Here is an 18587-nt window from a genome sequence, read left to right as displayed (position 1 = left end):
ACCCTCCGGATGTCAGAAGTTGAACTGGTCGATGTTCTTCGCGTCGAAGACGGTGGGCTTGCCGAGGCTGATCACGCCGTCCTTGCCGATGGTGTACGTGGTGTCGCCGGCCTTGAAGGTCTCGCCCTCCTTGCCGGTGATCTGGCCGGAGACCAGCGCGACGGCGGCGCGGGCGGCCAGGTCGCCGAGCTTGGCCGGGTCCCACAGCTCGAAGGCGTCGACGGTGCCGTTCTTGACGTACTTGCGCATGTCGTTCGGGGTGCCGAGGCCGGTCAGCTTGACCTTGCCCTTGTACTTGGAGCCCGACAGGTACTGGGCGGCGGCCTTGATGCCGACGGTGGTCGGGGAGATGATCCCCTTCAGGTTCGGGTACTCCTGGAGCAGGCCCTGGGTCTGCTGGAAGGACTTCTGGGCGTCGTCGTCACCGTAGGCGACCTTGACGAGCTTGACGTCCTTGTACTTGGGGTCCTTGAGCTCCTCCTTCATGAAGTCGATCCAGACGTTCTGGTTCGTCGCCGTCTGCGCGGCGGACAGGATCGCGATCTCGCCCTTGTAGCCGATCTGTTCGGCGAGCAGCTGCACCTCGGTGCGGCCGAGGTCCTCGGCGGAGGCCTGCGAGACGAAGGCGTTGCGGCAGTCGGCGGTGGTGTCGGAGTCGTAGGTGACGACCTTGATGCCGTTCTTCATGGCCTGCTTGAGCGCGGTGCACAGGGCGCCCGGGTCCTGGGCGGAGACGGCCATCGCGTCGACCTGCTGCTGGGTCAGCGTGTTGACGTAGCTGACCTGCCCGGCGGTGTCGGTCGCGCTGGACGGCCCGACCTCCTTGTAGCTGGAGCCCAGCTCCTTCAGCGCCGCCTCGCCGCCCTTGTCGGCGGAGGTGAAGTAGGGGTTGTTGACCTGCTTCGGCAGGAAGCCGACGGTCAGCCCCTTCTTCAGCTCGGCATTCGGGTCGGCCTTGCCGGCGGTCGCGGCGGAGGCGCCCTCGTTCTTGACGTCCTCCTTGGTGGTGCCGCCGCAGGCGGTGGCGGCGAGGGCGAGGGAGGTGACGGCGGCGAGGGCCGCGCAGGTACGGCGGAGGGATGACTTGCGCATGACGGTTTCCTTTGGACGAGGTTGAGGGACGCGCCCTGAAGGGGCGCGGGGCTGTATCGATTTGCGGCTCCGCCGCGCGGGCGCGACCAGCCACAGACGACGGTCAGCCGGACGATCGAGCACGCACAACGGCGACTTGCCGCGCCACCCGCGGCCCGAGGACGGAAAGAACGAGCAACACACCCGTGACGACGATCTGCGACTGCGCCGAAACGTCCTGAAGGCTCATCACGTTCTGCAACGCCCCCAGCAGAAACACCCCGGCGATGGCACCGCCCAACGTGCCCTTGCCACCGTCGAAGTCGATCCCACCGAGCAACACGGCGGCCACAACCGACAGTTCAAGACCGGTCGCGTTGTCATAGCGAGCGCTGGCGTAGTGCAGCGCCCAGAAGATCCCGGTCAGCGACGCCATCAACCCCGTCACCGTGAACAGGATCAACTTCTGCCGCTTGACCCGGATCCCGGCGAACCGCGCGGCCTCCTCACTCGCGCCGGTCGCGAAGATGGACCGCCCGAATGGCGTGGCATGCAGCACGACCACGGCGATGGCCAGCAGCACCAGGAACGGCAGGAAGGCGTACGGAATGAACGTGTCGCCGATGCGTCCGGCCGCGAAGTCCAGGTACTGGGTCGGAAAGTCGGTCACCGCGTCCGACCCGAGCACGATCTGTGCGATGCCCCGGTAGGCGGCGAGGGTACCGATGGTGACAGCGAGGGACGGCAGGCCCAGCTTGGTCACCAGCAGCCCGTTGATGAGGCCGCACACCACACCGAGCAGCAGACAGATCGGAATGATCGTCTCGATCGTCATGCCCTGGTTCCACAGTGCGCCCATCACGGCGCCCGAGAGCCCGGCGGTCGAGGCGACCGAGAGATCGATCTCGCCCGAGACGACCAGGAGCGTCATGGGCAGGGCGATCAAGGCGATGGGAAGGGTGTTTCCGATCAGGAACGACAGGTTGAGCGCGTTCCCGAATCCATCGACCGTCCCGAAGGACAGCAGGAGCACGACGATGAGGAGGGCGCCGACCACCGTGTCCCAGCGAACGGCGCGCGCGAGCGAGAAGTCAGCCATGGCGGGCGTTCCTCTTCTTCAGGGCAGTGGCCACGCGCAGCGCGACGATCCGGTCGACCGCGATGGCGAGGATGAGCAGGATGCCGTTGATGGCGAGCACCCAGACGGAGCTGACGCCGAGGGCGGGCAGCACGCTGTTGATGGACGTCAGCAGCAGCGCGCCGAGCGCCGCGCCGTAGACGCTGCCGGAACCACCGGTGAAGACGACGCCGCCGACCACGACCGCGCTGACGACGGTGAGTTCGTAGCCGTTGCCGGTGCCGGAGTCGACGTTGCCGAACCGGGCGAGGTACAGGGCCCCCGCGAGCCCGGCCAGCGCACCGCAGAAGGTGTACGCGGCGAGGATCCGCTTGCGCACCGGGATGCCGGCGAGGCGGGCGGCCTCCGGGTTGGAGCCGAGGGCGTAGAGCTCGCGTCCGCTGCCGAAGTGCTTGAGGTAGTACGCCGTGGCGACCAGGACGGCGAGGGCGATCATCGCCAGCCACGGCACCGCGGAGATGCCGGAGGAGCCGAAGTCGACGAAGCCGTCCGGGAGGTCGGCCGCGGTGATCTGGCGGGAGCCGACCCAGATGGAGTCGATGCCGCGGATGATGTAGAGCGTGCCGAGGGTGACGACGAGCGCGGGCACCTGGCCGAGGCTGACGAGGAGGCCGTTCAGCAGACCGAAGCCGATGCCCATGAGGACCGCCAGGAGCACGGCGACGACGGAGTTCCCGCCGCCCTGGAGGTAGGTGCCGGCGGCGAAGGCGCTGATGCCGAGCGTCGAGCCGACCGACAGGTCGACGTTCCTCGTGATCACCACGAGGGACTGGCCGGTGGCGACCAGGACGAGGATCGTCGCGTTGAGGAGCAGGTCCTTGATGCCCTGCTCGGTGAGGAACTGGCTGTTGCCCAGCTGGGTGACGACGATCATCACCACGAAGACGACCAGGATGGCGAGTTCGCGCATCTTGAAGACGCGGTCGACGAGGCGGGTGCCGCTGGACTTGGGTACGTCGGTCACGGGAGCCTCTTTGGGCGTGACGACCGTCATGCGGCGGCCCTCCCGGTGGCTGCGGCCATCACGGTTTCCTCGGTGGCTTCGGAGCGCGGGATCTCGGCGGTGAGGCGGCCCTCGTGCATCACGAGCACACGGTCGGCCATGCCGAGGATCTCGGGCAGGTCGGAGGAGATCATCAGGACGGCCACGCCGTCGGCTGCCAACTCGCTGAGCAGCCGGTGCACTTCGGCCTTCGTGCCGACGTCGATGCCGCGGGTGGGCTCGTCGACGATCAGCACCTTGGGGCCGGTGGCCAGCCACTTGGCGAGGACGACCTTCTGCTGGTTGCCGCCGGACAGGGTGTTGACGGTGTCGGCGATCCGGGCGTACTTGACCTGGAGCTTGACGGCCCAGTCGAGGGAGCGGCTGCGTTCGGCGCCGCGGTCCATCAGCCCGGCCCTGACGGTCGTACGCAGTCCGGTGAGGCCGATGTTGCGCTCGATGGACATGTCCATCACCAGGCCCTGGGCGCGCCGGTCCTCGGGGACGAGGGCGAGTCCGCAGGCCATGGCGGTGGAGGGGGCTCCATTGGTCAGCGCCTTGCCGCCGACGGTGACCTCGCCGGCGTCCCAGCGGTCGATGCCGAACACGGCTCGCGCGACTTCGGTGCGGCCCGCGCCGACGAGCCCGGCGAGGCCGACGATCTCGCCGCGCCGTACGTCGAAGGAGACGTCGGTGAAGACGCCCTCACGAGTCAACCGGCGGACTCTGAGGGCGACTTCACCGGGCTTCACGTCCTGCTTGGGGTACAGCTCGTCGAGGTCACGGCCGACCATCCGGCGCACGAGGTCGTCCTCGGTCATGCCGTCCAGCGCTTCACTGGCGATCCAGACACCGTCGCGCAGAGTCGTGACCCGTTGGCAGATCCGGAAGATCTCCTCCAGCCGGTGGGAGATGAACAGAACGGCGGCGCCCTGCTCGCGCAGGGTGCGTACGACGCCGAAGAGACGGGCGACCTCGCTGCCGGTCAGGGCGGCGGTCGGCTCGTCCATGATCAGGACGCGGGCGTCGAAGGAGAGCGCCTTGGCGATCTCGACGATCTGCTGGTCGGCGATGGACAGCCCGCGCGCCGGGCGGTCGGGGTCGAGTTCGACGCCGAGGCGCCGCATCAGGGCCAGGGTCGCGGCGTGCGTGGCCTTGTGGTCGATCCGGCCGAGACCGCGTCGCGCCCGGCGGCCCATGAAGATGTTCTCGGCGATCGACAGGTCGGGGAAGAGGGTCGGCTCCTGGTAGATCACGGCGATGCCGGCGTCGCGGGCGTCGCCGGGGCCGTGGAAGGCGACGGGCGAGCCGTCGAGCAGCACCTGGCCCGCGTCGGGCCGGTGCACGCCGGCGAGCGTCTTGATCAGGGTCGACTTGCCCGCGCCGTTCTCGCCGGCGAGGGCGTGCACCTCCCCGGGGAACAGCTCCAGGGAGACGTCCCGCAGGGCGCGGACCGCGCCGAAGGACTTGGAGACGTCCCTGAGCGCCAGAACCGGGGCCGTACCCGTGGTGGACGGGTGGGTCATGGGGGCTCCTCGACGACACCGGCAGGACGGGCCACTCGGCGTCGTGAAAGGTTTCAACTTGGTTGCCGGGACGTTAGACATGGAGCCGATGTCACGTCAATGGGTCCGTGTCGAAAAAGTTTCGATGAACGAAGGTCACGGCGGAGTCACACACAACAGCCTTGGTCACGGGGCTTGACACCCCTTCGGGAGGCCCATACGTTCCCGTCTTGAATCGTTTCACAGTGAAGCGTTTCAGACGTCCACCGTCCGTCCGCCGTCCGTCTTCCGTTCCCGACGTCACAGGAGCCCTGAAGTGACCGAGCTCGCCGCGGTGAAGGCCGCACTCAAGACCCAGGCCGTCGAAACGCCGTCGTGGGCGTACGCGAACTCGGGGACGCGGTTCAAGGTGTTCGCGCAGCCGGGCGTTCCCCGCACACCGCGGGAGAAGTTGGACGACGCCGCTCAGGTGCACGCCTTCACCGGCGTGGCCCCGACCGTCGCCCTGCACATCCCCTGGGACAAGGTCGACGACTACTCGGCGCTGGCCAAGCACGCCGAGGAGCGCGGGGTGAAGCTGGGGGCGATCAACTCCAACACCTTCCAGGACGACGACTACAAGCTCGGCAGCATCTGTCATCCGGATGCGGCGGTGCGGCGCAAGGCGCTCGATCATCTGCTGGAGTGCGTCGACATCATGGACGCGACCGGCTCGCGGGACCTGAAGCTGTGGTTCGCGGACGGCACGAACTACCCCGGGCAGGACGACATCCGGGGACGTCAGGACCGGCTCGCCGAGGGCCTCTCCGAGGTGTATGAGCGGCTGGGTGACGGGCAGCGGATGCTGCTGGAGTACAAGTTCTTCGAGCCGGCCTTCTACGCGACGGATGTGCCGGACTGGGGGACGGCGTATGCGCACTGTCTGAAGCTCGGGCCGAAGGCGCAGGTCGTGGTGGACACCGGGCATCACGCGCCGGGCACCAACATCGAGTTCATCGTCGCGACCCTGCTGCGGGAGGGGAAGCTCGGGGGGTTCGACTTCAACTCGCGGTTCTATGCGGACGACGACCTGATGGTGGGGGCGGCCGACCCGTTCCAGTTGTTCCGGATCATGTACGAGGTCGTGCGTGGGGGTGGGTTCACCTCCGACGTGGCGTTCATGCTCGATCAGTGCCACAACATCGAGGCGAAGATCCCGGCGATCATCCGGTCGGTGATGAATGTGCAGGAGGCCACGGCGAAAGCGCTGCTGGTCGACCGGTCCGCGTTGGCCGAGGCGCAGGCCTCCGGTGATGTGCTGGGCGCGAATGCGGTGCTCATGGATGCGTACAACACGGATGTGCGGCCGTTGCTGGCCGAGGTGCGCGAAGAGATGGGGCTCGATGCCGATCCCATGGGTGCGTATCGGCGGTCCGGGTGGGCCGAGAGGATCGTGGCCGAGCGGGTGGGTGGGCAGCAGGCCGGGTGGGGGGCGTAAGCGTCTGCCGCGATTTGTTGGCTGCGGACTGCGGGCCCGATGTGGCTGGTCGCGCGGTTCCCCGCGCCCCTAGGTAAATGCACTCCCCCTCTCTCGTAAGGACTGGAAGTTCATGGCAACCCATTCCGAAGCCGCCGCCCTCCTCGCCCGGTCCCATCGGCTCGGCGCTGATCCGCGTAACACCAACTACGCCGGGGGCAACGCCTCCGCCAAGGGCATTGACACCGATCCCGTCACCGGTGGTGACGTCGAGCTGATGTGGGTGAAGGGGTCCGGGGGTGATCTCGGCACGCTCACCGAGGGCGGGCTGGCCGTGCTGCGGCTGGACCGTATGCGGGCGCTCGTCGACGTCTACCCCGGCGTCGAGCGCGAGGACGAGATGGTCGCCGCCTTCGACTACTGCCTGCATGGGAAGGGCGGGGCGGCTCCGTCCATCGACACCGCCATGCACGGGCTCGTCGAAGCGGCGCACGTCGATCATCTGCACCCGGACTCCGGCATCGCGCTCGCCTGCGCGGCCGACGGGGAGAAGCTGACCGCCGAGTGTTTCGGGGACACCGTGGTGTGGGTGCCCTGGCGGAGGCCAGGCTTCCAGCTCGGGCTCGACATCGCGGCCGTCAAGGAGGCCAATCCGCAGGCCGTCGGGTGCGTTCTCGGTGGGCACGGGATCACCGCCTGGGGCGACACCTCCGAGGAGTGCGAGCGCAACTCGCTGCACATCATCCGGACCGCCGAGGCGTTCCTGGTGGAGAAGGGGAAGGCCGAGCCCTTCGGACCCGTCATCGAGGGGTACGGGGCGCTGCCCGAGGCCGGGCGCAGGGAGCGGGCCGCCGCGCTGGCGCCGTATGTGCGGGCACTCGCCTCGCAGGACAGGGCTCAGGTCGGGCACTTCCATGACTCCGAGGTCGTGCTCGAGTTCCTGGCCCGCGCCGATCATCCGCGGCTCGCCGCACTCGGTACGTCGTGCCCGGATCACTTCCTGCGGACCAAGGTGCGCCCGCTGGTGCTGGATCTGCCGCCGACCGCTGCGCTGGAGGACGCCGTGGCGCGGTTGCAGGAGCTGCACGCCGAGTACCGCGAGGAGTACGCCGCCTACTACCGGCGGCACGCCCTGCCCGACTCCCCCGCCATGCGTGGCGCCGACCCGGCGATCGTGCTGGTGCCGGGCGTCGGCATGTTCAGCTTCGGCAGGGACAAGCAGACCGCCCGGGTCGCCGGCGAGTTCTACGTCAACGCCATCAACGTGATGCGGGGAGCCGAGGCCGTCTCCGCATACGCGCCCATCGAGGAGTCGGAGAAGTTCCGGATCGAGTACTGGGCGCTCGAAGAGGCCAAGCTGCAGCGGATGCCGAGGCCCAAGCCGCTCGCGACCCGGATCGCGCTGGTGACCGGCGCGGGCAGCGGGATCGGGAAGGCCATCGCGCGTCGGCTCGTCGCGGAGGGCGCGTGTGTCGTGGTCGCGGATCTCGACGCCGAGAACGCCCAGGCCGTCGCCGCGGAACTGGGCGGTCCCGACAAGGCCGTCGCCGCGACCGTGGACGTCACTTCCGAGGAGCAGATCGCCGACGCCTTCAAGGCGGCCTTGCTGGCGTTCGGCGGGGTCGATCTCGTCGTCAACAACGCCGGGATCTCCATCTCCAAGCCGCTCCTCGAGACCTCGGCCAGGGACTGGGACCTGCAGCACGACATCATGGCGCGCGGTTCCTTCCTCGTGTCGCGGGAGGCGGCTCGCGTCATGATCGCGCAGGGGGTGGGCGGCGACATCGTCTACATCGCCTCCAAGAACGGCGTGTTCGCCGGTCCCAACAACATCGCGTACGGCGCCACCAAGGCGGACCAGGCCCATCAGGTACGGCTGCTGGCCGCCGAGTTGGGCGAGCACGGCATCCGCGTCAACGGGATCAACCCGGACGGTGTCGTGCGCGGGTCGGGCATCTTCGCCGGCGGTTGGGGTGCCAAGCGCGCCGCCGTGTACGGCGTCGAGGAGGCGAAGCTGGGTGAGTTCTACGCCCAGCGGACCATCCTCAAGCGGGAGGTGCTGCCCGAGCACGTCGCGAACGCCGTCTTCGCCCTGACCGGCGGGGACCTGACGCACACCACCGGGCTGCACATCCCGGTCGACGCCGGTGTCGCGGCCGCCTTCCTGCGATGAGCAGGGACGTGAAGTCGTACGCCGCGGTCGACCTCGGCGCGTCCAGCGGGCGTGTCATGGTCGGCCGCGTCGGCCCCGACGCTCTGGAGCTGACCGAGGCACACCGCTTCGTGAACCGGCCCGTCCGGGTGCCCGAGGGGCTGCGCTGGGATGTGCTCGGGCTGTACGCGGGGGTGCTGGAGGGGCTCAGGGCGGCGGGGCAGGTCGACTCCGTCGGGATCGACAGCTGGGCCGTCGACTACGGACTGCTAGACGCGGACGGGGCGCTGCTCGGCAACCCCGTGCACTACCGGGACCCCCGGACGGAAGGGGTCGCGGAGAAGGTGTGGGCGACCGTCCCCGCGGCGGAGCTGTATGCCGCGACCGGGTTGCAGTACGCGCCCTTCAACACCCTGTACCAGTTGACCGCGGCGCGCGAGTCCTCCCAACTGGCGTACGCCGAGCGGCTCTTGCTCATCCCCGACCTTCTGACGTACTGGCTCACGGGCGAGCAGGGCACCGAGCTCACCAACGCCTCCACCACCCAGCTCATCGATCCCCGCACGCGCGACTGGTCGTACGGCATCGCCTCCCGGCTCAGCATCGACCTCGGCCTGTTCGCGCCGCTCAGGCAGCCCGGCGATCCGGCGGGGCTGCTGCGCGGCGAGGTGCTGGAGGAGACCGGGCTCGGCGGGCCGGTGCCGGTGACGGCGGTCGGGTCGCACGACACCGCCTCGGCCGTGGCCGCCGTTCCGGCCGACGGCGAGCGGTTCGCGTACATCTGCACCGGCACCTGGTCGCTTGCGGGGCTGGAGCTGGACGCGCCCGTGCTCAGCGAGGAGAGCCGGGCCGCCAACTTCACCAATGAGCTGGGGCTGGACGGCACGGTCCGGTATCTGCGGAACATCATGGGGCTGTGGCTGCTCCAGGAGTGCCTACGGGCTTGGGGGGACCCCGACCTGAGCGCTCTGCTGCCGGCGGCGGCCGAGGCGCCGGCGCTGCGGTCGGTCGTGGACGCGGGGGACCCGGCGTTTCTCCCGCCGGGGCGGATGCCGGAGCGGATCGCCGAGGCGTGCGGTGTCTCGGGGCAGCCGGTACCCGTCTCGCCCGCCGAGATCACGCGCTGCATCCTCGACTCGCTCGCCCTCGCCCACCGCCGGGCCGTCCGGGACGCACAGGCGCTGGCCGGCCATCCCGTCGACGTCGTACATGTCGTCGGAGGCGGTACGCGCAACGCCCTGCTGTGCCAGCTGACCGCCGATGCCTGCGGGCTGCCGGTGATGGCCGGTCCGGCCGAGGCCGCCGCGCTCGGCAACGTCCTCGTCCAGGCGCGTGCCCACGGGCTGGTCGGGGATCTCGCCGACGGGCGGCGCCTGCTCGCCCGTACGCAGCCGCTGACCCGGTACGAGCCCCAAGGGGACACCGATCGCTGGCGCGAGGCGGAGACCCGGCTCGCCCGAGGCTGATCGGGGTCTCCCCCCGGCCGCGCCGCCGCATTACGCTGCACTCATCCGATGATCGATCACAAGGAGCCGCGATGCGTGTCGCCCTGTTCCTGACCTGCGTCAACGACACGCTCTATCCGGACACGGGGCGCGCCGTGGTGAAGCTGCTGACCAGGCTGGGCGTCGAGGTCGACTTCCCGATGGACCAGACCTGCTGCGGACAGGCCCACTACAACACCGGCTATCGGCATGAGGCCGAGCCGCTGGCGCGGCATTTCTCCGATGTCTTCGGGGAGTACGAGGCGATCGTCACCCCCTCCGGGTCGTGCGGGGCGATGGTGCGGGAGCTGTATCCGCGGATGGGTGAGCGGGCGCGGGCCGAGGGGCGCGGGGACACGCTCGCGGCGACGCTGGCGCCCGTGGTGCCGAAGACGTACGAGCTGACGGAGTTCCTGGTGGATGTGCTGGGCGTGACGGATGTCGGGGCCTGCTACCCGCACCGGGTGACCTATCACCCGACCTGCCACGGACTGCGCGGACTGGGACTCGGCGACCGTCCCCGGCGCCTGCTGGAGGCCGTCAAGGGGCTGGAGTTGGCGGAGTTGCCGGGCGCCGACGAGTGCTGTGGGTTCGGCGGCACCTTCGCCCTGAAGAACTCCGATGTCTCGGCGGCGATGGGTGCGGACAAGGTGCGCAACGCCGAGTCGACGGGGGCGGAGGTGCTGTGCGCGGCCGACAACTCCTGTCTGATGCACATCGGCGGGACCATGTCCCGGCTGCGGACGGGGATGCGGCCGGTGCACATCGCGGAGATCCTGGCGAGCACGGAGGAGGAACCGGCCGTATGAGCGGGACGTATCTGGGGATGCCGGCCTTTCCCGAGGCCGCGCACAAGGCCGTGCACGATACGACCCTGCGGGGCAATCTGCGCCACGCCACACACACGATCCGCGCCAAACGGGCCAGGGCCGTCGCGGAGGTCTCCGACTGGGCGGAGCTGCGCGAGGCGGGCAAGCGGATCAAGGACCATACGCTGCGTCATCTCGACCGCTATCTCGTGCAGTTGGAGGAGTCGGTCACCGCGGCGGGCGGCACGGTCCACTGGGCCGCCGACGCCGACGAGGCGAACCGGATCGTGGCCGATCTGGTCAAGGCGACCGGTGAGTCGGAGGTCGTCAAGGTCAAGTCGATGGCCACCCAGGAGATCGGGCTGAACGAGGCCCTGGAGGCCGAGGGCATCCGCGCCTACGAGACCGATCTCGCCGAGCTGATCGTGCAGTTGGGCAAGGACCGGCCCTCACACATCCTGGTCCCGGCCATCCACCGCAATCGGGGCGAGATCCGCGACATCTTCCGGGGCGAGATGGCCGAGTGGGGCCGCCCCGCGCCCGAGGGCCTGACCGACACGCCCGCCGAACTCGCCGAGGCCGCACGTCTGCACCTGCGTGAGAAGTTCCTGCGCGCCAAGGTCGGCGTCTCCGGCGCCAACTTCATGGTCGCCGAGACCGGCACGCTGGTGGTCGTGGAGTCCGAGGGCAACGGGCGGATGTGCCTGACCCTGCCCGAGACGCTGATCTCGGTCGTCGGCATCGAGAAGATCGTGCCCACCTGGCGGGACCTGGAGGTGTTCCTCCAGACACTCCCCCGCTCCTCCACCGCCGAGCGCATGAACCCGTACACGACCATGTGGACCGGTACCACGGACGCCGGGACGGCGGACGGGCCGCGGAACTTCCATCTGGTCCTCCTCGACAACGGCCGCACCGACACCCTCGCCGACGAGGTCGGCCGGCAGGCCCTGCGCTGCATCCGCTGCTCGGCGTGTCTCAATGTGTGCCCGGTGTACGAGCGGGCCGGCGGGCACGCGTACGGCTCGGTCTACCCGGGCCCGATCGGAGCCATCCTCAGCCCTCAACTCCGCGGCGTGACCAGCGAGATCGACGCCTCACTGCCGTACGCCTCGTCGCTGTGCGGCGCCTGTTACGAGGTGTGCCCGGTCGCCATCGACATCCCCGAGGTGCTGGTGCATCTGCGGGAGCGGGTCGTCGAGGGCGGGCCGGTGACCACGAACGGCAACAAGGTGGTGCTGAAGCCCGCGAAGGGACATGCCGCCGAGCGGGCGGCGATGCGGGCGGCACGCTGGGCGTTCGGCCACCCGGGCGTCCTGCGCACGGGGCAGCGGCTGGCCTCGCGCACCCGGCGCGTCCATCCCCGGTCGCTGCCCGGCCCCGGCAAGGCGTGGAGCGGCAGCCGCGATCTCCCGGCGGTACCGGCGGAACCCTTCCGCGACTGGTGGCAGCGCACACAGGGTGGAAAGGACGGCGCCAAGTGAGCAGCAGGGAACGGATTCTGGGCCGGGTGCGGCGCGCCCTCGCGGACGTGCCTGACGAGGACATCGCGTACGAGCAGGCTGTTCCGCGCGACTATCTGCGCGAGCACGGGGAGCGGAGTGTCGCGGAGACGGTCGAGTTGCTGGCGGAGAATCTGGCGGACTACCGGGCGATCGTGCATCGCTGCACCCCTGCCGATCTCGCGGTGACGATCGCCGGAATGCTGGCGGCGCGCGGTGCGAAGACGGTGCTCGTGCCGCCGGGCCTGGACCCCGGGTGGCTCGCCGAGAGCGACTCCGAGCGGATCCAGGACCGGGTGGAGAGCACCCCGCACGAACTGGACCAGGTCGACAGCGTGGTCACCGCGTGTGCCGTGGCGGTCGCCGAGACCGGCACCATCGTCCTCGACGCCTCCCCCGACCAGGGCCGCCGCCGTATCACTCTCGTCCCCGACCACCACATCTGTGTCGTACGGGTTCCCGAGCAGGTCGTGTCGTCCGTCCCGCAGGCCCTCGAACGCCTCGACCCGGCCCGCCCGCTGACGTGGATCTCCGGTCCGTCGGCGACCAGTGACATCGAGCTGGACCGGGTCGAGGGGGTGCACGGTCCGCGCACCCTGGAGGTGGTGCTGGTGGGCGATCAGGCGAGCGCGGACGTCACCGCGTAGCGGCCGGAGGGCAGTCGGTAGGAGGCGACGCCGTCCGTGAAGCCCAGGTACTCGACGCCCTCGACCTCGGCCAGGGGCGTCCGGCCTTCACGGACGGTCGACGGATCGGCGGTGGGAAGCGAGAGGGTGGCGGTGCTGTTCGCGGGCACCGCGGCCCGGTAGGTCAGCTTCCGGTCGCCCTTGTGCCACTCGCTCACGATCTCGCCGTAGGGCGAGAGATGGGCGCCGCCGACCCGTGTGACCTTGCCGGTCGGGTCGAGATGGGGCCTGAGGAAGAAGTGCCGGAACCCCGGGTGGGCCGGGTCCTTGGCGATGCCGGCCATGCTCTCGTACATCCACTCCATGATCGCGCCGTAGGAGTAGTGGTTGAACGAGTTCATGTCGACCGGGCCGAAGCCGTCCTCCTTGGAGTACGAGTTCCAGCGCTCCCAGATGGTGGTGGCGCCGTTGCGCACCGAGTAGAGCCAGGAGGGCATGGCGTCCTGGTGGAGCAGTCTGTACGCCAGGTCGACGCGGCCTTCGTCGGTCAGCACGGGGGCGAGGACGTTCACGCCGAGGAAGCCGACGGACAGGGTGTTCTCGGCGTACTTCACGCGGGTGCTGCCGGGGTGGGCCTCCTTGTAGGCCTCGTCGTTGCCGATGTTGTCGGCGAGGAGCGTGACCAGTTGGCGGCGCTGGGCCTCGGTCTCGTGGAAGCCGAGTTTGAGGACCCACAGCAGGGCGGTCTGGCTGTTGTCCTCCGTCTTGCCACCCGTCGGCGGCGCGTCACCGAGGCTGGAGCGTACGGACACCTGTCCGCCGGCATCGGTGACCAGGTACTTGGTGACGAAGGCTCGCTTGATGCGGGCGAAGAGATCCTCGTAGGTGCCGGTCTCGGTGGTGCGGCCGGTGGCACGGGCCATGTCCGCCATCAGCCGGGCGCTGTAGCCGTAGTAGAGGTCGCTGATGAGCTGGGTGCTGGTGTCCTGGAAGGCCAGCCAGTCGCCGAAGATCGCGCCCTGTCCGGCGTAGGTGTCGCCGGTGCGTTTGCGGATCCAGTCCATGTACTTCGTCATGGCCGCCCAGCTGCGGTCGACCACGGTGGTGTCGCCGGACATCTGCCACACCGTCCAGGGCACGACCACCCCGCAGTCCGCCCAACCGCTGGCGGGGATCGGCTGGTTGTAGCGGGAGCCGGGGGCGACCCAGGTGAACTGGGCGCCGTCCTGTCCGTAGGTCTTCTGTGAATCGATCAGGATGTCCTCGAAGTGACTGAGGAAATTGACGGCATCGGCGTTGTAGAGGCCCGTGTTGGAGAAGAGCTGGGTGTCGCCGGTCCAGCCGAGGCGTTCGTCGCGCTGCGGGCAGTCGGTGGGCACCCACAGGTAGTTGCCGCGCTGGCCCCAACGGACGTTGCTGATCAGCTGGTTGACGTCGGTGTCGTCGGTGGTGATCGTGCCGATGTCACGGAGGGCGGAGGTCGCGACCCGGCCGGTGAAACGGGTGAGGGTGACGGTGTCGGTAGCGGTGACGGAGACATAGCGGAAGCCGTAGAAGGTCAGCGAGTCCTGATGGGTCTCGCCATCGGGATCGCCCTTGAGGACATAGGTGCTGGTGGCCTTGGCGGCTCGGAGATTGGCGCGGTACACCGAGCCGGCGGGACCGTCGGCGCCGTCGCTGTCGTCGTTGAGCATCTCGCCGGGTTTGAGGACGACTTGGGCGCCCGCCGGGCCGCGCAGGGTGTAGCGGGGCACGCCGACCATGTTCTGGCCGAGGTCGATCACGGCCGTGTCGCCGGTGCGCAGGGTCACCGGTGTGGTGGCCGCGGCGGCCGGGTCGGTGACCGTGCGGGCGGGGTCGACGACGATGCGGCCCTTGCCGTTGGGGCTGCCGGCCTGGCCCGACACACCGGTGTAGACGGTGATGGAGTGCGGCCGGCGGTCCCACTCGGGCATCAGACGGGCGCTCTCGCCGGGGTAGGCGAGCAGCTTCCCTGCGGGGAACCTGGAGGCGAAGTCGTGTTCGCTGACGCCCGCCCAGCCGGAGGCGTCGAATCCGTTCGCCGTCCAGCCCGGGAGTTCCTTGCGGGCGTCGTAGGTCTGGCCGTCGTAGATGTCGTCGGCGCGGTACGGGCCGGTGTCGGTGGCCTTCCAGTCCCCGCCGGTCTCGGTGACGATCGTCTGCCCGGATCCGTCGGCGTACCGGATGAGGAGTTTGGCCTTGAGGGCGAGGCGGTTGCCGTCGGCCGAGTAGTACGTGCTGTTCTCGGAGACGCGGCCGTTGTACCAGCCGTTGCCGAGCACGGCGGCCAGGGTGACCTGTCCCCGGTGCCGCTCCCCCGCGACCAGGTCCGTGACGTCGTAGGTGAAGTAGTTGACGGTGCTGTCGTAGTTGGTCCAGCCCGGGGTCAGGAGCTCGTGGGTGGTGCCGTCGCCCTGCGGTACGGCGACACGACGGCCGTTGACGTAGGCGTCGTACACGCCGAGGGCGGTGATGTAGAGCCGGGCTGCGGTTACTTGGCGTCCCGTCAGACGTGCCTGTCGGCGCAGCAGCGGGGCGCCCGGGGTGTTGGGCTGCTTGTCCGCCATGCTGATCCACCGGGCGCCGTCCCAGCCGGCGATGCCGTCGGTGCCGAGGAGGCCGGTCTCGAAGTGGGCGGTGGGGGCGGCGGGTACGGTGCGGCCGGTCTCGTCCCAGACCGTCACCGTCCAGTGGTAGCGGGTGGCGGGGTGCAGGGCGGGGCCCGCGTAGCGCACGGCGACCGAATCCGGTGAGGTGACGCGGCCGCTGTTCCAGACGTCCGCCCGGGCGGGGGTCAGACGGTCGGGGGCGGTGGCCACCAGGATGCGGTACGCCGACTGGCGGCGGCCGCGTACCGGGGAGGCCATGCGCCAGCCGAACCTCGGGTGTTCGGCGTCCACGCCGAGGGGGTTCGTTCTGTGCTCGACCGTTAGGCCCTCGACGGCGGTGCGCTGCGAGGTGGGTGCGGCCGTCGCGGGCCCGCCGCCGATGATCCCGCCCGCCACGGCGAGCGGTGCGGCGCCCAGTGCCGTGGTGAGCACGGTCCTGCGACGCACCCCTCTGCCCTTCGTGCTGTCGACTCCGTCGTTCATGCCGTAGTCCCTTTCGGCTGCTCGAAGTTGGAACGATTCAGCTCGAACGACGGTTGAAGCTAGTGGCAGAAGTGAGAGGTGTCTATGCCTAGATCAGGACGAATACCTTGCAGAATCCAACAGAACTCCCCAGTCACAGAAGGGGAATTGAAACCGTTCAAAAACGGAATCAGCTGTTCTTGCTCGGCTTTCTGGTCGAGTCGCGGCTCAGGATGCCGAAGGCCCATCGCTCGTTGAAGCCCGCCACGAAGCCGATGGCGCACCAGAAGCCCCAGAAATCGGTGCCCGCGGCGCCCGATCCCGGACTCCCCGCTCCCGGGCAGATATCGCTCGTGGTGGCGGGCGGCTCGAAGACGGTGACGATGCCGCCGCTGAGCAGGAAGTAGACGGCGAGGGCGAGGATCCAGCCGACGCACACCCGGTACACACCCTCATGGCGCATGCTGCGGGCCATCTGGCCGGGCACGACGATGCCCTCCCGCCCGTTGGTCTGCCGGCGCGCCAGCTGGTCCGCACTGCCCCGCAGCCGTACCAGCACGCTGAGCACGGCCCCGAACGCGCCGACGCCGCCGCACAGCACCGCGCCCAGCAGGCTCCAGCGGTTGGTGCAGTTCAGTGTCACGCCCAGGGCGCCCAGCAGGTCGACCCCCCAGAGCAGCGGCACGACCAGCAGCGCCAGTCCCGCGGCCGAGCCCATGGCGAGCCCTAGGTTGAGGCCCCGGCTCACGGCGGTCGCACTGTCCTGCGCCAGCCGGCCCCTCAAGTCGGCGATCTCCTGGTCGAGATACTCGGTCAGATGCGCGTTCGGCTCGGCCTCACGCAGCCGTGAGTCGCTCAGGGCGTTGCCCAGCACCCGCACCACGGTGACCCGGGCGGAGACGCGCGTCCGGCGCTCGAAGGCACTCTGCGAGGCCCCGTAGAGAAGCTGTAACTGCAGCTGCTGTTCCGGATACAGAGCGCCGAACTGCACATAGTCACGGTCGAAGCCGTCCGGCACGATCTCCATCAGCCCTTCGGGCCACAGCTCGGTGTCCGCCCCCTGGACCGACTCCCGCATTCCCCGCCACCAGGTCCGGCGGCGTCCCCCGTTTTCCGTCATGGCCACACCTGTACCGGCATCGGCCCTCTGCGGGGAAGCCTCCCAAGGCACCAGTACGGTCACTGATTTCACGGACCCGCGACCGCCGCCCGGTGTCAGGAGTAGACGATCGGGCAGCCGCGTCGTATCGAGTGCTGGGCGGCGCGCAGATACACCGCCGCGTAGAAGGCCGCGTCGAGGTCGTCGCCCCACCGTCCCGGCCGGGCCGCCGCGATCCGCTTCGCCGGCCCGTCCAGGAACCAGGCGGTCAGCTCGAGGTTGTCGGACGTCGCCGGCATCTCGTCCGACGGCAGGTCCACGGCAGCCGCCAGCCGCTCCGTGAGGGCGAGAACCTGCGGCGCACCGGCGACGGTCGTCGTCAGGTCGTAGGCGGACTCGACGGGCAACTCGATCACCTCGTCCAGCGACACCGGCACGAGCACCGTCCAGCCGAGGAGCAGCTCCTCCTCCGGCTTCGACAGGTGCGCCCGGCACAGCGCGACGAAGCCGTCCATCGGTGGGACGAGCTTCTCCTCGAAGGCCGTCCCGGAGCCGGGTGCGAAGCCCGTCTCCTCGGGAACGCTCGTGTACGGCGCGAGTCCGCGCCGCTCCAACTCCTCGTTCAGGCCGGTGGCGACGTCCCCACGCCCGTCCTCCTCCTCGCCGAACCACTCCTGCGCACCGACACTTACCAGATAGATCCCCATGCGTCGGAAGGTACAGCTCACCACTGACATCGCCGCCGGTCGCGGGCGTCGGACCCCCCTCGATGGTGTCGCCAAGTACACCCGCCCATACGGGTTCTGCGCCCAATGTGGTCCCGTCGCCGGCTCCGTAGCTTCGTCGGCAGGGCACAGGGAGTGCCGGACGGAGGGTGATGACGATGTTTCGAGCAGGCTCGCGGCGTACGCACGACCAGGGGCCCGCCGCCGAGGCGCTCCGGCTGGTCAAGGTCACCAAGACCTACGGTGCGCACGGCAGTGCCGTGACCGCGCTGGACGGGATCACGCTCGGGCTGGGGCGCGCCACCTTCACCGCGGTGATGGGGCCGTCGGGTTCCGGCAAGAGCACGCTGCTGCATTGCGCGGCAGGTCTCGACCGGCCCGACAGCGGCATCGTGCGGGTGGACGGCACCGAGCTGACCGGGGGCGGCGAGGCGGAGTTGACGAAATTCCGGCGGGGTCGGATCGGGTTCGTGTTCCAGCAGTACAACCTGCTGGAGACGCTGACCGTCGCGCAGAACACGGTGCTGCCGCTGAAGCTCGCCGGCCGGCGCGTCGACCGCGGACGGGCCAGGGAGATCCTGACGTCCGTCGGCCTCGGAGACCGGCTCGGGCACCGCCCCGACCAGTTGTCCGGCGGCCAGCGGCAGCGCGTGGCCATCGCCCGCGCGCTCGTCACCGAGCCCCGGGTGATCTTCGCGGACGAGCCGACGGGCGCCCTGGACACGCGCAGCGCGCGTGAGGTGCTGCGGCTGCTCCAGCAGGCGGTGCGGGCGCACGGCCGGACCGTCGTGATGGTCACCCACGACCCGGTCGCCGCCTCCTACGCGGACTCGGTGCTGTTCCTGGCGGACGGCCGGCTGGCCGGGCGGATGGACGCGCCGACCCCGGACGCGGTGGCCGAGCGACTGGCGCACCTGGGCGACGACGTGGCAGCGGGGGTGTGAGC

Annotated in this window: 14 protein-coding genes; 7 read left to right on the top strand and 7 right to left on the bottom strand. The window is 69.7% G+C overall.

What is annotated here, in order from left to right; genetic code table 11:
• Positions 1 to 12 precede the first annotated feature (12 nt).
• The 4 genes from rhaS to ACFQ6S_RS03280 all read right to left on the bottom strand — a co-directional run bounded on the left by rhaS (position 13) and on the right by ACFQ6S_RS03280 (position 4717).
• Entirely contained in the window at positions 13 to 1092 is a 1080-nt protein-coding gene (gene rhaS / locus ACFQ6S_RS03295; RefSeq protein WP_383402695.1) for a rhamnose ABC transporter substrate-binding protein, read from the bottom strand.
• 103 nt (positions 1093 to 1195) lie between these two features.
• Positions 1196 to 2170 (bottom strand): ABC transporter permease, encoded by a 975-nt coding sequence (locus tag ACFQ6S_RS03290; RefSeq protein ID WP_383402692.1) that lies wholly within the window; start codon positions 2168 to 2170, stop codon positions 1196 to 1198.
• Complete coding sequence (locus ACFQ6S_RS03285) at positions 2163 to 3203, bottom strand: ABC transporter permease (RefSeq protein ID WP_383402689.1); 1041 nt, start codon at positions 3201 to 3203, stop codon at positions 2163 to 2165. Before ACFQ6S_RS03285 ends, ACFQ6S_RS03290 begins: the two co-directional genes overlap by 8 nt.
• Entirely contained in the window at positions 3200 to 4717 is a 1518-nt protein-coding gene (locus ACFQ6S_RS03280; protein WP_383402686.1) for a sugar ABC transporter ATP-binding protein, read from the bottom strand. The genes ACFQ6S_RS03285 and ACFQ6S_RS03280 overlap by 4 nt, the downstream gene beginning before the upstream one ends.
• Positions 4718 to 5012: 295 nt before the next feature.
• Between ACFQ6S_RS03280 and rhaI the strand changes: the two genes are divergently transcribed.
• The 6 genes from rhaI (at position 5013) to ACFQ6S_RS03250 (ending at position 12746) form a co-directional block, all read left to right on the top strand.
• Entirely contained in the window at positions 5013 to 6173 is a 1161-nt protein-coding gene (rhaI, locus tag ACFQ6S_RS03275) for an L-rhamnose isomerase (protein ID WP_383402683.1), read from the top strand.
• Between the two features lie 112 nt (positions 6174 to 6285).
• Positions 6286 to 8325: a bifunctional aldolase/short-chain dehydrogenase gene (locus ACFQ6S_RS03270; RefSeq protein WP_383402680.1), complete on the top strand. Its 2040-nt coding sequence runs from the start codon at positions 6286 to 6288 to the stop codon at positions 8323 to 8325.
• Positions 8322 to 9770 carry a rhamnulokinase family protein gene (locus tag ACFQ6S_RS03265; protein WP_383402677.1) on the top strand — a complete coding sequence of 483 codons (1449 nt, stop codon included), beginning with the start codon at positions 8322 to 8324 and terminating at the stop codon, positions 9768 to 9770. Before ACFQ6S_RS03270 ends, ACFQ6S_RS03265 begins: the two co-directional genes overlap by 4 nt.
• 71 nt (positions 9771 to 9841) lie before the next feature.
• Positions 9842 to 10597: a (Fe-S)-binding protein gene (locus tag ACFQ6S_RS03260; RefSeq protein ID WP_383402674.1), complete on the top strand. Its 756-nt coding sequence runs from the start codon at positions 9842 to 9844 to the stop codon at positions 10595 to 10597.
• Positions 10594 to 12081 (top strand): LutB/LldF family L-lactate oxidation iron-sulfur protein, encoded by a 1488-nt coding sequence (locus tag ACFQ6S_RS03255; protein WP_383402671.1) that lies wholly within the window; start codon positions 10594 to 10596, stop codon positions 12079 to 12081. Before ACFQ6S_RS03260 ends, ACFQ6S_RS03255 begins: the two co-directional genes overlap by 4 nt.
• Complete coding sequence (locus ACFQ6S_RS03250; RefSeq protein ID WP_383402668.1) at positions 12078 to 12746, top strand: lactate utilization protein C; 669 nt, start codon at positions 12078 to 12080, stop codon at positions 12744 to 12746. The genes ACFQ6S_RS03255 and ACFQ6S_RS03250 overlap by 4 nt, the downstream gene beginning before the upstream one ends.
• Here ACFQ6S_RS03250 and ACFQ6S_RS03245 read toward each other — a convergent pair.
• From ACFQ6S_RS03245 to ACFQ6S_RS03235, 3 genes are all read right to left on the bottom strand, one after another.
• Complete coding sequence (locus ACFQ6S_RS03245) at positions 12719 to 15838, bottom strand: family 78 glycoside hydrolase catalytic domain (protein WP_383402665.1); 3120 nt, start codon at positions 15836 to 15838, stop codon at positions 12719 to 12721. The genes ACFQ6S_RS03250 and ACFQ6S_RS03245 overlap by 28 nt on opposite strands.
• Before the next feature lie 169 nt (positions 15839 to 16007).
• The gene (locus ACFQ6S_RS03240; RefSeq protein WP_383402662.1) at positions 16008 to 16937 is read right to left on the bottom strand and encodes a hypothetical protein; all 930 of its coding nucleotides are present in this window, start codon (positions 16935 to 16937) and stop codon (positions 16008 to 16010) included.
• 95 nt (positions 16938 to 17032) lie between these two features.
• On the bottom strand, positions 17033 to 17623 hold the full coding sequence (locus tag ACFQ6S_RS03235; protein ID WP_383402659.1) for a hypothetical protein: 591 nt from the start codon (positions 17621 to 17623) through the stop codon (positions 17033 to 17035).
• 170 nt (positions 17624 to 17793) lie between these two features.
• On the opposite strand from ACFQ6S_RS03235, the gene ACFQ6S_RS03230 reads away from it, so the two are divergent.
• Positions 17794 to 18585, top strand: a complete 792-nt coding sequence (locus tag ACFQ6S_RS03230; RefSeq protein ID WP_383402656.1) for an ABC transporter ATP-binding protein — start codon at positions 17794 to 17796, stop codon at positions 18583 to 18585.
• Positions 18586 to 18587: the final 2 nt, after the last annotated feature.

Source organism: Streptomyces sp. NPDC056479 (assembly GCF_042795335.1).
Classification (GTDB): domain Bacteria; phylum Actinomycetota; class Actinomycetes; order Streptomycetales; family Streptomycetaceae; genus Streptomyces.
The sequence above is the reverse complement of the archived record's forward strand: the minus strand, read 5'-3'. Positions and strand labels throughout refer to the sequence as shown.

What these genes read in the sequence shown, in the direction of transcription:
- rhaS (WP_383402695.1), bottom strand. Translation starts at nt 1,092, where the DNA reads ATGCGCAAGTCATCCCTCCGCCGTACCTGCGCGGCCCTCGCCGCCGTC.
- ACFQ6S_RS03290 (WP_383402692.1), bottom strand. Translation starts at nt 2,170, where the DNA reads ATGGCTGACTTCTCGCTCGCGCGCGCCGTTCGCTGGGACACGGTGGTC.
- ACFQ6S_RS03285 (WP_383402689.1), bottom strand. Translation starts at nt 3,203, where the DNA reads ATGACGGTCGTCACGCCCAAAGAGGCTCCCGTGACCGACGTACCCAAG.
- ACFQ6S_RS03280 (WP_383402686.1), bottom strand. Translation starts at nt 4,717, where the DNA reads ATGACCCACCCGTCCACCACGGGTACGGCCCCGGTTCTGGCGCTCAGG.
- ACFQ6S_RS03270 (WP_383402680.1), top strand. Translation starts at nt 6,286, where the DNA reads ATGGCAACCCATTCCGAAGCCGCCGCCCTCCTCGCCCGGTCCCATCGG.
- ACFQ6S_RS03265 (WP_383402677.1), top strand. Translation starts at nt 8,322, where the DNA reads ATGAGCAGGGACGTGAAGTCGTACGCCGCGGTCGACCTCGGCGCGTCC.
- ACFQ6S_RS03260 (WP_383402674.1), top strand. Translation starts at nt 9,842, where the DNA reads ATGCGTGTCGCCCTGTTCCTGACCTGCGTCAACGACACGCTCTATCCG.
- ACFQ6S_RS03255 (WP_383402671.1), top strand. Translation starts at nt 10,594, where the DNA reads ATGAGCGGGACGTATCTGGGGATGCCGGCCTTTCCCGAGGCCGCGCAC.
- ACFQ6S_RS03245 (WP_383402665.1), bottom strand. Translation starts at nt 15,838, where the DNA reads ATGAACGACGGAGTCGACAGCACGAAGGGCAGAGGGGTGCGTCGCAGG.
- ACFQ6S_RS03240 (WP_383402662.1), bottom strand. Translation starts at nt 16,937, where the DNA reads ATGACGGAAAACGGGGGACGCCGCCGGACCTGGTGGCGGGGAATGCGG.
- ACFQ6S_RS03235 (WP_383402659.1), bottom strand. Translation starts at nt 17,623, where the DNA reads ATGGGGATCTATCTGGTAAGTGTCGGTGCGCAGGAGTGGTTCGGCGAG.
- ACFQ6S_RS03230 (WP_383402656.1), top strand. Translation starts at nt 17,794, where the DNA reads ATGACGATGTTTCGAGCAGGCTCGCGGCGTACGCACGACCAGGGGCCC.